The organism is Collimonas sp. OK412, from assembly GCF_900112135.1.
Classification (GTDB): Bacteria; Pseudomonadota; Gammaproteobacteria; order Burkholderiales; family Burkholderiaceae_D; genus Collimonas; species Collimonas rhizosphaerae.
In genome coordinates, this window is the sequence record NZ_FOLC01000026.1 from 1 (window position 1) to 12,571 (window position 12,571).

General features: G+C 57.1%; 13 protein-coding genes and 1 rRNA gene. 10 read left to right on the forward strand and 4 right to left on the reverse strand.

Annotated features, from left to right (window positions below; genetic code table 11):
- Window positions 1-217: 217 nt before the first annotated feature.
- Window positions 218-330 (forward strand): 5S ribosomal RNA (gene rrf, locus BM062_RS20655).
- 76 nt (window positions 331-406) lie between these two features.
- Here rrf and BM062_RS20660 read toward each other — a convergent pair.
- Window positions 407-1,261: a patatin-like phospholipase family protein gene (locus tag BM062_RS20660; RefSeq protein WP_092400355.1), complete on the reverse strand. Its 855-nt coding sequence runs from the start codon at window positions 1,259-1,261 to the stop codon at window positions 407-409.
- 153 nt (window positions 1,262-1,414) lie between these two features.
- Between BM062_RS20660 and BM062_RS20665 the strand changes: the two genes are divergently transcribed.
- The 7 genes from BM062_RS20665 (at window position 1,415) to BM062_RS20695 (ending at window position 7,593) form a co-directional block, all read left to right on the forward strand.
- Window positions 1,415-1,870, forward strand: a complete 456-nt coding sequence (locus BM062_RS20665) for a GNAT family N-acetyltransferase (RefSeq protein ID WP_092400357.1) — start codon at window positions 1,415-1,417, stop codon at window positions 1,868-1,870.
- Window positions 1,871-2,022: 152 nt separating this feature from the next.
- Window positions 2,023-3,051 (forward strand): LacI family DNA-binding transcriptional regulator, encoded by a 1,029-nt coding sequence (locus tag BM062_RS20670; RefSeq protein ID WP_092400359.1) that lies wholly within the window; start codon window positions 2,023-2,025, stop codon window positions 3,049-3,051.
- Window positions 3,052-3,070: 19 nt separating this feature from the next.
- Window positions 3,071-4,078: an ABC transporter substrate-binding protein gene (locus BM062_RS20675; protein WP_092400361.1), complete on the forward strand. Its 1,008-nt coding sequence runs from the start codon at window positions 3,071-3,073 to the stop codon at window positions 4,076-4,078.
- Between the two features lie 68 nt (window positions 4,079-4,146).
- Window positions 4,147-4,920, forward strand: a complete 774-nt coding sequence (locus tag BM062_RS20680; RefSeq protein WP_254785192.1) for an ABC transporter permease — start codon at window positions 4,147-4,149, stop codon at window positions 4,918-4,920.
- Entirely contained in the window at window positions 4,917-5,720 is an 804-nt protein-coding gene (locus BM062_RS20685) for an ABC transporter permease (protein ID WP_092400365.1), read from the forward strand. The genes BM062_RS20680 and BM062_RS20685 overlap by 4 nt, the downstream gene beginning before the upstream one ends.
- Window positions 5,717-6,778, forward strand: a complete 1,062-nt coding sequence (locus BM062_RS20690) for an ABC transporter ATP-binding protein (protein WP_254785188.1) — start codon at window positions 5,717-5,719, stop codon at window positions 6,776-6,778. The genes BM062_RS20685 and BM062_RS20690 overlap by 4 nt, the downstream gene beginning before the upstream one ends.
- Window positions 6,775-7,593: a phosphodiesterase gene (locus tag BM062_RS20695; RefSeq protein ID WP_092400369.1), complete on the forward strand. Its 819-nt coding sequence runs from the start codon at window positions 6,775-6,777 to the stop codon at window positions 7,591-7,593. The genes BM062_RS20690 and BM062_RS20695 overlap by 4 nt, the downstream gene beginning before the upstream one ends.
- A gap of 8 nt (window positions 7,594-7,601) precedes the next feature.
- Here the strand turns inward: BM062_RS20695 and BM062_RS20700 are convergent, their stop codons facing one another.
- The 3 genes from BM062_RS20700 to BM062_RS20710 all read right to left on the reverse strand — a co-directional run bounded on the left by BM062_RS20700 (window position 7,602) and on the right by BM062_RS20710 (window position 10,321).
- Window positions 7,602-7,928, reverse strand: a complete 327-nt coding sequence (locus tag BM062_RS20700; RefSeq protein ID WP_092400371.1) for a barstar family protein — start codon at window positions 7,926-7,928, stop codon at window positions 7,602-7,604.
- 75 nt (window positions 7,929-8,003) lie between these two features.
- Window positions 8,004-9,368 (reverse strand): chromate efflux transporter, encoded by a 1,365-nt coding sequence (gene chrA, locus BM062_RS20705; RefSeq protein WP_092400373.1) that lies wholly within the window; start codon window positions 9,366-9,368, stop codon window positions 8,004-8,006.
- A gap of 137 nt (window positions 9,369-9,505) precedes the next feature.
- Window positions 9,506-10,321 carry a transporter substrate-binding domain-containing protein gene (locus BM062_RS20710; RefSeq protein ID WP_092400374.1) on the reverse strand — a complete coding sequence of 272 codons (816 nt, stop codon included), beginning with the start codon at window positions 10,319-10,321 and terminating at the stop codon, window positions 9,506-9,508.
- 633 nt (window positions 10,322-10,954) lie between these two features.
- Here BM062_RS20710 and BM062_RS20720 point away from each other — a divergent pair.
- The gene (locus tag BM062_RS20720) at window positions 10,955-11,527 is read left to right on the forward strand and encodes a hypothetical protein (RefSeq protein ID WP_092400378.1); all 573 of its coding nucleotides are present in this window, start codon (window positions 10,955-10,957) and stop codon (window positions 11,525-11,527) included.
- 957 nt (window positions 11,528-12,484) lie between these two features.
- Window positions 12,485-12,559, forward strand: coding sequence for a Com family DNA-binding transcriptional regulator (locus BM062_RS26275; RefSeq protein ID WP_139220147.1), 75 nt, complete (start codon window positions 12,485-12,487; stop codon window positions 12,557-12,559).
- The last annotated feature ends 12 nt before the right edge of the window (window positions 12,560-12,571 follow it).

Genomic DNA, 12,571 nt, shown 5'->3' on the forward strand with positions numbered 1-12,571 from the left:
ACTAATTGCCCGTGAGGCTTGTCCCTATAACCTTAGCAGGTTATATGATGAGCTTATTTGTTTGCCAAGGTGACTATCCATAAAGATAGCAACACCGTTTGGACAATCATACCCAACCGACCACACCCACCCCGGTGTGGCCGGTATAAAAAACTACTTCTTCTAAATTGCGCTCTTTGTTGCCACTACCGTGGAACAGGGAACGATACAAGTTATGCCTGATGACCATAGCGAGTTGGTACCACCCCTTCCCATCCCGAACAGGACCGTGAAACGACTTTGCGCCGATGATAGTGCTGCAACCAGTGTGAAAGTAGGTCATCGTCAGGCTTTTATTAAAAAACCCTCTGCATTCACATGCAGAGGGTTTTTGCTTTGGGCGAACGGTTTTACGACTGGCAGCCCGTTATTCTTCGGCATGAGAATGCGGCCTCAGCGCGCCGGGAATTCCATGATTATCCAATCCTCCGGTGTCCAGCCAGCGACGAGTTTCCGCCGCAGCCCGGTCTATCAGCAAACCGCACTGGCTGTAATCGTACGGCGAGACATCCAGCGGACATAGCGGCGCCACCACGGCTATCTCGGCATGCGCCGCCCAACGCTCCAGATCCGAAACCAATTGACGCGCCACCAGCAGGTTGAGCGCACTCATTGCGTGCTCAAGCGCCCCCTTGGGCTGCCGCCGATCGGCACAGCTGAAGCCGGTGGCAAGCACGATCACACGTGTCGCACCGAGCCTTATCGCCGTAGAGATAGGCGTATTGTTTGCAACGCCGCCATCAATCAGCAGGTTTCCCGCAAGGGAAACCGGTGGAAAAACACCGGGAATTGCCGTGCTGGCCAACACAGCCTCTACCGCCGACCCGGAAGAAATCACTATCTCGTTGCCGGTGCTCATCTCGGTGGCGACGACATGCACCGGAAGATCTGTATCCTCCAGCGGGCGATTCCCGAAATGTTCATAAAGAAGGCTTCGTAACCGCGCCGGATTTACCAGGTGCGTGCCGCGGGCGGCGCCAAGAAGGGCAAGAAACGACCAAGGCATGATCTGCTGGCGACGGATGCCGCGCCACAGGAATTCCAGGCGCATGGCGCCGGCTGCATGCGGCTGAAAGCCAAAGAATACGCAATTGATTGCGCCGGCAGAGGCGCCGACCAGGAAATCCGGGCGCAGGCCGGATGCAATCAGCTCTCGTAACATACCGGCTTCAATGGCGCCAAGACTTCCGCCACCGGCGAAAACAAATGCAGTCTTTTCCATAACGGCAACCTGTGAATAGCCATAGGCGCTACATGGCAACCTGTATAGCCTAATCCACCTTGCGCCGCTGCGCCAGCGATGGGAATTAAAGGCCCGATTCACTGATTCAGATAAAATTGCCGGATCAAATGGAAACCAATTCTGAAAGTGAACATGCCGGCATCGAACACACCACCCGTCACCTTGGTCCAGGCAGCTGAAATAGACTTTGAGGAGCTGGTCGCATTGCGCATAGACGCCATGCGCGAAAGCCTGGAGCGTATCGGCCGTTTCGATCCGATTCGTGCGAGGGAACGATTCCGCGCCGGTTTTTCGGCATTGCATACACGGCACGTGGTGGCCGACGGCCGGCGATTGGGTTTTGTGGTTGTCAAGCCTGCCAACGGCCAGCTGTTGCTCGACCATCTCTATATCCGCCCCGGCAACCAGGGAAAAGGAATCGGGGCCGCCGTCCTCGCGCAAGTCTTTAAAGAGGCCGATGCGCTATCACTGCCGCTGCGCGTAGGCGCCCTGAGAGGAAGCGATGCCAACCGTTTCTATCAGCGCCATGGTTTTGAATTCCTCGCAGAAGAGGAGTGGGATATCTATTATCTGCGTCCATCGCGATAGCGTTGCCCTGGCGGCCGCGGCATCCAAGCCCCTGCGCGGCAACTAGGCAGGCAATACAACACTAAGCAGCCGATCCCGGCAGACCTGCACATGGTCATCAGCGCGTAACAAAGCGCTGGCACGATGTAAACGTTTACATCGCGGATAAAATTGTGCGTCCATCCATCAAACAGGTAGCCCTGGAAGCCGGCGTATCGATCGCCACGGTATCGCGCCTGCTGAACAAGCCGGATTCGGTCAGCATCGATGCCGCCAGCAAGATTAACCAGGCCATTGAAGTCCTCGGCTTTCGCCCGAATTTTACCGGTCGCAATTTACGCGCCGGACGCTCGCGCACGGTCGGCGTGGTGGTGCCGACCTTGTCCAATACGGTATTTGCGCAATGCCTGCAGGGAGTAGAAACGGCGGCGCGCCAACGCGACTATTCGGTCATGTTCACTGCAACCGAATACCGCCAGGAAGATGAGTCTGCCGCCGTCGCGCTGTTGCTGGCGCACCGGGTCGACGGCATCATCCTCACCGTCACCAACGCCGACGCGAGCAGCACGCTGGATGTGCTGGAACGCGAACGCATCCCGTATGTATTGGTGTACAACCAGCCGCAACAGACGGCGCGGCCATCCGTGTCGGTCGATAACCGGGCAGCCGCCCATGACGCGGTAACGCACCTGATCCATCTCGGCCATACCCGGATCCAGATGCTGTCCGGGCAATTCCATGCGTCCGACCGGGCGCTGCAGCGTTATCACGGCTACCAGCAGGCGATGCGCGAGCATGGGCTGCAAGCGCTGACGCCGATTGAAATTCCACGCCATACCTATGCCGCGCTTTCCCTTGAGCACCTGCAAATCTTTCGAGATCCTTCGCAGCGGCCAAGCGCGCTGTTCTGTTCCAACGATTTGCTGGCGCTGAGCGTCATGCGCGATTTGCGCGCAATTGGCCTGCGCGTGCCCGACGATGTATCGGTAATGGGTTTCGACGGCATCCCGCTAGGCGAGCTGATGGATCCGATGCTGAGCAGCGTCGCCCAGCCATCCGAGCAAATCGGCGAGCTGGCGCTGCGTACCCTGGTGCACGCGATCGAGGAACCGCAAGACGGCCAAGCGCCGGCATCCACGCAATTATTGCCTCACACCGTCCGCCTGGGCGGCTCGGTCAGAACCTTTGATTTTCACAGTTAAATTCAAGAAAGGAACAAGCATGCGCTTAGCACGTGTTTTCCATACGATGGTTGCCGCCGTCGCCCTGGCCGCATCGGCCCATGCCCTCGCGCAAAACGCGATCTGCTACAACTGTCCGCCGGAATGGGCCGACTGGGCAACGCAGATCAAGGCCATCAAGGACAAGACCGGCGTCACGGTGCCGCCGGATAACAAGAACAGCGGCCAGTCGCTATCGCAGATCATCGCTGAAAAAGCCAGTCCGGTAGCCGACTTTACCTATGTCGGCGTGACCTTCGGCATCGAAGCCAAAAAAAATGAGGTCGTGACGCCTTACAAGCCGGCCGGCTGGAATGATATTCCAGGCGACCTGAAAGATCCTGACGGCTACTGGTTCACGATCCACTCCGGCACCATGGGCTTGATGGTGAATGTCGATGCGCTCAAGGGAAAGCCGGTGCCTCGTTCCTGGCAGGACTTGCTGAAGCCGGAATACAAGGGACTGATCGGCTACCTCGATCCGGCCAGTGCCTTTGTCGGCTATGTCGGCGCGGTGGCGGTCAACCAGGCGCTGGGCGGCACCCTGGATAATTTCACGCCGGGCATCAGCTATTTCAAGGCCCTGCAAAAAAACCAGCCTATCGTGCCCAAGCAGACTTCCTATGCGCGCCTGCTGTCTGGCGAGATCCCGATTTTGTTCGGTTATGACTTCGACGCCTATCGCGCTAAATACAAAGACAAAGCCAACGTCGCGTTTGTAATCCCTAGCGAAGGAACCGTGACGGTGCCGTATGTGGTCAGCCTGGTAAAGAACGGTCCGAATCCTGCCAACGCCAAAAAAGTACTTGATTTCCTGCTGTCCAACGAAGGACAGGCAATCTGGGCCAATGCCTATCTGCGGCCGGTGCGTGCTTCCGCCATTTCCAAGGAAGCCCAGTCACGCTTCCTGCCGGCTGTGGAGTACGCCAGCGCCAAGCCGGTCGACTACGGCAAGATGGCCGAGGTCCAGCGCAAATTCAGCGAACGTTATCAGGCTGAACTGCGGTGAACAGGCATGGCCAGAAGCGGCGCACGCCAGCCGGGCGCCACGTTTACCTGCTGTTTGCAGCGCCAGGCATGACGCTGTTCCTGGCCTTCTGGCTGCTGCCGATGCTGCGCCTGGTAGAAGTCGGCGCCAGCGGATCGAGCGGCGCCGCAGCGTATCTTGCCGTGCTGACCAATCGCCACTATTTCACCAGCCTGATGTCGACCCTGCTGCTGTCGGCCGCAGTCACATTGGCGACATTGATGATTTCCTCCCTGGTCGGGCTGTTTTTGCAGCGTAACCGTTTTACCGGTAAAGCGCTGCTGCTGTCCATGCTGACCTTCCCGCTGGCGTTTCCCGGCGTGGTGGTCGGTTTCATGGTGATCATGCTGGCCGGCCGCCAAGGCTTGATCGGCGTCGTGACCAACTGGCTGTTCGGCGACGCCTGGGTATTCGCTTATTCGCTGGGCGGCCTGTTCCTCGGCTATCTCTATTTTTCGATTCCACGCGTGATCCTGACCGTAATGGCGGCAGCGGAAAAGCTTGATCCGGCGCTGGAAGAAGCGGCGCGCTCGCTAGGCGCGGACTCGCTGCGGGTATTCGTCGATATCGTGCTGCCGGCTCTGGCGCCGGCGCTGGTGTCTTCCGGAGCGATCTGTTTTGCCACCAGCGTCGGCGCTTTTGGCACGGCCTTCACGCTGGCGACCAATATCGACGTATTGCCGATGGCGATCTATAACGAATTCACCAGCTACGCCAATTTTTCGATGGCCGCTGCATTGTCGATCGTATTAGGCGCGATGACCTGGCTGGTGCTGGCGCTGGCGCGTTCATGGTCAGGCAACGCAGCGGGAGCCGCTGCATGAAACATTCTTTCCGTTTTTATCTGCAGCTGGCGTTCACCTTGCTGGTGTGCGCGTTCCTGATCGTGCCCATCGTATTGTCGATGCTGGCCGGCATCACCGATAATTTTTTCGTCGGCTGGTCCAGCGGTTTCACTTTGCGTTGGGTAGAGCAGGTCTGGACCACCTATCAGCAGACGATCTGGCGTTCGATCGCCATCGCATTGGCTTGCCTGGTTGTCACCACTGCCGCCGGCGTGCCGCTGGCTTACATGCTGGCGCGTCACCGGGGCGGCAACAGCCGGCTGGCGCGCGCGTTCGAGGAGCTGCTGATGATGCCGGTAGCCGTGCCGGGCCTGGCGACGGCGTTGGCCCTGATCATGGCATACGGCCAGTACCGGGAATTCCGCGGCAGCCTGCTGTTTATCCTGGTCGGCCATGTGCTGTTTACGCTGCCATTCATGGTGCGTCCGGTGCTGGCGGTGATGCAGTCGTCGCAATTGCCGGTGCTGGAGGAAGCCGCCGCCAGCCTGGGCGCTGGACTGTGGCAGCGATTTTTCGGGATCGTGGTTCCCAACGTATTTTCGGGCATCCTTGCCGGCGCCCTGATGGTGGTGACCTTGTCGATAGGCGAATTCAACATTACCTGGATGCTGCATACCCCCCTGACCATGACGCTGCCGGTCGGGCTGGCCGACAGCTATGCCTCGATGCGGCTTGAAGTCGGCTCCGCCTATACGCTGATCTTCTTCCTGATGATCATTCCGTTGCTGATCGCCATGCAATGGGTAACGCACACTACACGCTCAAGAGTCCGTTTATGAAGAATGCTGTTTCCATCCAGTTAATCCAGTGCGGAAAAACCTTCGCCAACGGCGCGCAAGCGCTGCAGCCGATAGAACTGGAAATCAGGCCCGGAGAAACCGTCGTCCTGCTGGGGCCGTCCGGCTGCGGCAAGACCACCACCTTGCGCCTGATTGCCGGTCTGGAATTTCCGGATGCCGGCGGCCAGGTCCTGTTTGGCGGCGAAGACGTCACTGCCTTGCCGATAGAAAAACGCGGTGTCGGCATGGTGTTCCAGAATTACGCCTTGTTTCCGAACATGACGGTTGGCGAAAACATTGCCTATGGCTTGAAGATCCGCAAAATGCCGGCGGCCCAGCGGCTCGCAAAAATCGACACGCTGCTGGAGATGGTGCATCTGCAAGGATTGGGACAGCGGCGCATCGACCAGCTCTCGGGAGGCCAAAAACAGCGGGTCGCACTGGCGCGCGCATTGGCGGTCGAACCCAAGGTGCTGCTGCTGGATGAACCCTTGACCGCGCTGGACGCGAAACTGCGCGAGACCCTGCGCGCCGATCTTAACCAGCTGCTGCGCAAGCTCGGCATCACGGCGATCTATGTGACGCATGACCAGAGCGAGGCCATGGCGCTGGGCGACCGGGTGGTGGTGATGGAACGCGGCAGGATTGCGCAGGTCGGCAGTCCGCAGGATATCTATTATCGTCCCGCCAGCCATTTTGTAGCCGATTTCATCGGCACCATGAACCGGGTCACGGGCAGGGTGCACGACGGTTACCTGCGCTTTGCCGGCGGCATGCTGCCATTCACCGCATCGTCGCCGGCGCCGGCGGCAACGCTGATGTTCCGGCCGGAAGATGTGGAGGTCGTCACCGACGGCGCGGCCGGTGCGAACATGCAGGGCGCCGTGTTGTCCACCTTCTTCCTGGGAGACCGGACGCGCCTGGTGATCGATATCGGCGCCGAACAGCCGGTCATCGTGGAAACCGGCAGGCGTGCTTCCTGGCGGGCAGGCGAACCTATCGCATTGCGCGTAGCGGAACATGGTCTGCTGCATTTTAGCGATGGAGCAACAGCATGATCCTTTGCCAGATTTCCGATTTGCATATCAAGGCCGACGGCAAGAAGTCGTACCGGATCGTCGATACCGCTGAAAGCCTGCGGCGTTGCGTGGCGCAGGTCAACCAGCTCAGGCAGCGGCCCGATGCCGTGGTGCTGACCGGCGACCTGGTCGATTTCGGGAAGCCGGAAGAATATGCATTCCTGCGCCAGCTGCTGCAGCCCCTGGCGATGCCTTGCTACCTGCTGCCGGGGAACCACGATGAGCGCAGCGCGCTGCGCGCAGCATTTCCCGATCACGCTTACCTGCGGCAAAACGAAAACAGGATCGAATATGTGATCGATGATTATCCTTTGCGCATTGTCGCACTGGACACCGTCATTCCGGGCGCCAGCAGCGGTGCGCTGGCGCCGGCCAGCCTGGCCTGGCTGGACCGGGTATTACAGACGCAACCGGACAAGCCGACGGTGATCGTGATGCACCACCCGCCGTTCAAGACCGGCATCGGCCATATGGACCAGATCGCTTTGGCGCAGCCGCAGGCATTGGCCGACGTGGTGTGCCGCCATCCTCAGGTCGAGCGCATTCTTTGCGGTCATTTGCACCGAGCGATCCAGGTGCGCTTCGGCGGTACGATCGCCTCTACCTGTCCCGGCGTCGCGCACCAGGTGGCGCTGGACCTGAGCCCGCAGGCAGCATCGCAATTCGTCATGGAACCGCCGGCATTCCAGCTGCACCTGTGGGATGCGGAGGCCGGCCTGATCAGCCATACCGCCTATGTCGGCGAGTTTGACGGGCCGTATCCGTTCTACGATGGCGACAATCTGATTGATTAGGCCATGCCCTAGCGGAGCGTCAGTTTCAGCGCCGGCTTTTCGCCGTAGTCGTCGTAGCGTTCGTTGATGGCGGCGATGCAGAACTCAAGTTCCTCGATGATCTCGGGCGCCTGCCGGCGCAGTGTTTCGCTGTGCAGTATCTCGATATTCAACACTTCGTTTTCCTGCAGCCGGAACTTGCTCATGCCATCTTCATCGCGCAGATAGCTGAGGCAATCGATCCAGGCATTCATGTTGCGGCCATAGAATTCGGGAAAGCCGAATGCCTGCGCGCATTCGGTGTGGAAACTATCCCAGTCGGTGATGATTTCGCCGTTCAGGCGGGCGCTTGGCATGATGTTTCTCCTGCTTGAATTCCAGATCGTTTGCCGAACTTATCACATTTGCCGCGACAAGTTGCGTCCATCGTTTCACAGTATCCATATTTTCAGGATCAGGCCGCAGATCGCACATGCCGCAATGACATGGATCACGTTGCGTTTGAAACGGAGCAGGGCGACGGCTGCGGCCAGCGCAATCAGCGCCGATATCCAGTCAAAGGCGCCGTTAAAACCCTGCGGCCAGAGTACGTGATACCCGAAGAATACCGCCAGGTTCAGGATCACGCCAACCACGGCGGCGGTGATGGCCGTGAGGGGAGCGGTAAATTTGAGGTCGTGGTGAGTGGCTTCGATCAGTGGTCCGCCCGCCAGGATGAACAGGAACGATGGCAGGAAAGTGAACCAAGTTACCAATGCGGCAGCGGCTGCACCGGCAAGAAACAGGCTGTCCGGTCCGAACAGGGCTTTCACATAGCCGCCCACGAAACCGACAAAAGCCACCACCATGATCAGCGGCCCGGGCGTGGTTTCGCCCAGCGCCAGGCCGTCGATCATTTGTGCCGGCGTCAGCCAGTTGTAGTGTTCTATCGCGCCTTGATACACATACGGCAATACGGCATAAGCACCGCCGAAAGTCAGCATGGCCGCCTTGGTGAAGAACCAGCCCATTTGCGTCAAGGTGTCATGCCAGCCGTAGGCCGCGGTCAGCAATCCCATCGGAACCGCCCATAGCAATGCGCCGACGATGGCCACGCGCAGCAGGCTGCGCCAGCGAAAGCGAGCATGGTCCGGCGTCGGCGTATCGTCATCGATCAACGCCGGCCCAAACGACTGGTCTGCCTTGCCGTGCGCGCCGCCGGTCTTGAAGCGCTCCGGCGCGATGCGGCCGCCGATGTAGCCGATCAGGGCGGCAGTTGCGACGATCAGTGGAAAAGGCAGGCTCAAGGCGAAGATGGCGACGAACGAGGCTGCCGCGATCGCCCAGAGCACGTTGTTCTTGAGCGCCCGCGAGCCGATGCGGTGAGCGGCCTGCAGCACGATGGCAGTCACTGCCGGCTTGACGCCATAGAACAGGCCGGCGACCAGCGGCAGGTTGCCAAAGGCGATATATAGCCACGATAGGCCGATCAGGATCAACAGCGAGGGTAATACGAACAAGACCCCGGCCACAATGCCGCCCCATGAACGGTGCATCAGCCAGCCGATATAGGTGGCAAGCTGTTGCGCCTCCGGTCCGGGCAAGAGCATGCAGTAATTCAGCGCGTGCAGGAAACGCCGTTCGGAAAGCCAGCGACGGTTCTCGACCAGCTCCTGGTGCATGATGGAGATTTGTCCGGCAGGTCCGCCGAAACTGATGAAGCCCAGCTTGAGCCAGAACATGAACGCTTGGCGAAAGCTGACCGGGGACGGCGGCAATTCGATGTCTGCTGCCGCTGGAATCTGAGGTTGGTTCATCGTCTGGTTTCACAAGTGTCGGTTCAGGCCGCGGCAGTCGTTGCGACGCCAGCTTTGCACAGCTTACCCTACAACGAAAAAGGGATCCCGGTTGCGGGATCCCTTTTTTCAGTCCGGTGCCGAGCGGCTCGGCAACCTTACTCGATACCGCTCTGCAGCACGCTGTCAGGCAGTGGCGCCTTGAACCAGCGCTGGGCATTGACGTTCAGCATGCCGTTTTGCTTGATGCGGCTCAGCATCGCATTCACCTTGCCGAGCAAGGCGGTTTCGTTCTTGTTGACGCCGATAAAGCAGGGCGAGTCCTTCAGCACGATTTTCAGCCGGGTTGCTTCCGCCTGTTCTTTGGTAAAGGCGGAAATCAGCACGTTACCCGCGGCCAGCAACTGGGACTCGCCTTGCACGTACGATTTGACCGCTTCCGGTTCGGTGGCGAAACGCTTGATATTGGCCGATGCCGGCGCAACCTTGCTCAGCTCGCCATCTTCGATCGAGCCTTTGAGCACAGCGATGGACTTGCCTGCCAGGCCGGCCGCGTTCTTGACCTCGACACTCTGCGCGCCGAAGATGCCGAGATAAAACGGTGCGTAAGCTTGCGAAAAGTCGATCTGTTTTTGGCGCTCCGGATTTTTGCCAAGGCTGGAGATCACCAGGTCCACATGCCGATTCAACAGCGAAGGAATGCGCTCGGCGCTATCCATAGGCACCATGTCCAGCTTGACGCCCAGTTCCAGTGAAATCATCCTGGCGATCGAGACATCGAATCCTTCCAGCGACTTGTATTGATTGGGCGAGCCGAAAGGCGGCGTATCCTTGGGCACGGCGATGCGGATCGCACGGCGGTTCTGCACGTCTTCCAGTGCATCGGCGCGGCTCTCATGGGCCGGCAACAGGGTGGTCGCCAAGGCAACGGAATAGACAAGAATGCATGCAAATACACCGGCGTAACGCTTCACAAGAAGACTCCCAGAATCAATTGAACGAACCCATGTCCATTTTTCAATGGCTCACAATACTGCCGCAACGATTGTTACGCACAGGATTCTATGTCTGGGCAGAAAGTTTGTATACGGAATAATCGGGAATTGTGTCGCGCTGTTTCTTTCCTGCGAATTTACAAAAAAACTGTTGGCAGAGTGTATGAAATGGCTTGGAAAAATGCGTCGAATCCGAGACGTTTTGTTGTTTCCTTGTCTCATCGGACGGGATCTGGGTTCCCGGTTTTGAAGCGCAAAACAAAACGGCCCCCATTTCTGGAGGCCGCATATGCCGGGGTCATTGTTTCCAATGAAATAATGGGAGGCGACGGGAATCGAACCCGCCCTAAACCTGGAGTTTATGCGGCTTTTGGCTTGATGGTTGGCATAATGCTGTCATTTCTGCGTATGCCGGCAAAGTTGACCGCCAAAGTCGGCGACCGTTGATCGGCTAGCCTACAAAAGATTTTTATGGCGATACTGCCGCAGCCTCTAATTTTATTGAAGAAAAAGACCAAAAAGAATTTTTCAATTTGCATGGGTATGAATGATACTCAACCATAACTAATTCTGAAGAAAAATCTCCCATCAATAGTAATTCCCATCAAACACATGAAATACCTTTTTGTTCTTGCACTGTTTGCCTCTGGCGCACTTCGTGCAGCCGAATTTCCCGCAAACATCGTTAGGCTCATTCCAAAAGGATATGAGGTATTAAGCTACGCGGTGGGTCAGCTTAATGACGATAATCTTCAGGATTATCTGGTGGTCGTTCATCATCCTGTCGATACGAGGCTGCAACCTTCACTGCGCCCCCTGCTTATCTTCACCCAGAATCCCGACGGAACGTTCAGGCTTGCGACAAGGAATGACACGCTTGTAATGCGCGCCGACGAAGGAGGGCAGTGCGACCCGTTCACAGATAGCGAAGACAATGGACTGGCAATCAAGGATCGTTATTTCACTGTTCAGCATAGCGTTGCCTGCGGTCAGCACTGGACTGATTACATTACGTTCCATTACGACGAGAAGCGGCACGACTGGCTGTTCCACAAGGAAATCGTGCAAAGCTGGCATTTGAACTCTGATCCTGGAGGGGATGCCTTGGAGCTAGATCCCGTTCATGTCACGAAGGCCAACAGCAAGCATCCGATTACATTTGAGGCATGGCGTCGTGATCAGTGATACCGCGCCAGGAAAGAAACCGCATCTAAGTGAATTTTCAGATGCGATGAATTGGCATTCCGATGATTTCAAGTGTAGTAGTCGCGACCTGATCTGACATTCCCCGGTTTGACGTGTGCCGTTGTCAGGTCAAATTCAGTTGTTCAGTGTCGTGATTTTATCTTGCCAATCGGACCTGTATCTAGCGTTTAGGAGGCACTCGTTCTATCCATTGAACTAGGAGATGCATTGTCATCACACCTGGCGTTCCTTAGGTGAACGGATTAAATTGATAAATGCTGTGCCCCATTAGGTTGCCACTAAAACCGAAAGCAGTGGGCTTGTTGGCTTTCCCCCCTCCCAAAGGGCGTTGTCAGCGTGCCTGATGTTTCCTTTTGGCAATCAATAAGCGCCTTTGTCGATGCTTCGATACCAAGTTCAATAAAACTCTTTGTCGCAGAGCGTGCTATTGCGCGTGCGAAGGGAGATTCAGGCGTTTGGTGACCGTCCATCGAACGCAGCATATGTTCAGACGTATCTCGTTTAGTGGTCGGCCAGGGTTGTGGATATTCCGCTGTGACGAGCAAAGATTGAGCATGAACGTATTGACACATCGTCAGAAGAACTACGCATAGGATAGTTTTCTCCAGCATGCCTCGGGGATTTTTTAGAATAAAAAACTCAGTGCTCATCTTATGCCCTTGGTGATGTATCGCCAAAAACAACTGTTACAAATTTGCTACAGCAGAGCAGGATAAACATAGCTGGTGCGGGCCTACAGTCTCATTCCACGCCGTGAACTAACCTTTTCATCTGCGTACCATTAACGTGTATGGGATAGCTATTCTACGTTTCAGAACTGACCTCGTTTATATCGGGATCCAAAAATTCCTAATTCATGGGGAGGGCGCGACGGCGCTTCGTTTTTACACAGCTTGAGTCGATAGCGGAAACGTAAAAAATGGTGAAAGTGAATGTATCACCCTCACCATCAAGTATCCTCGTTGCGGCACATTAAACTACCTGAGAATCATCCGTTCCGCAATTGCATGAAGACACGCCAGG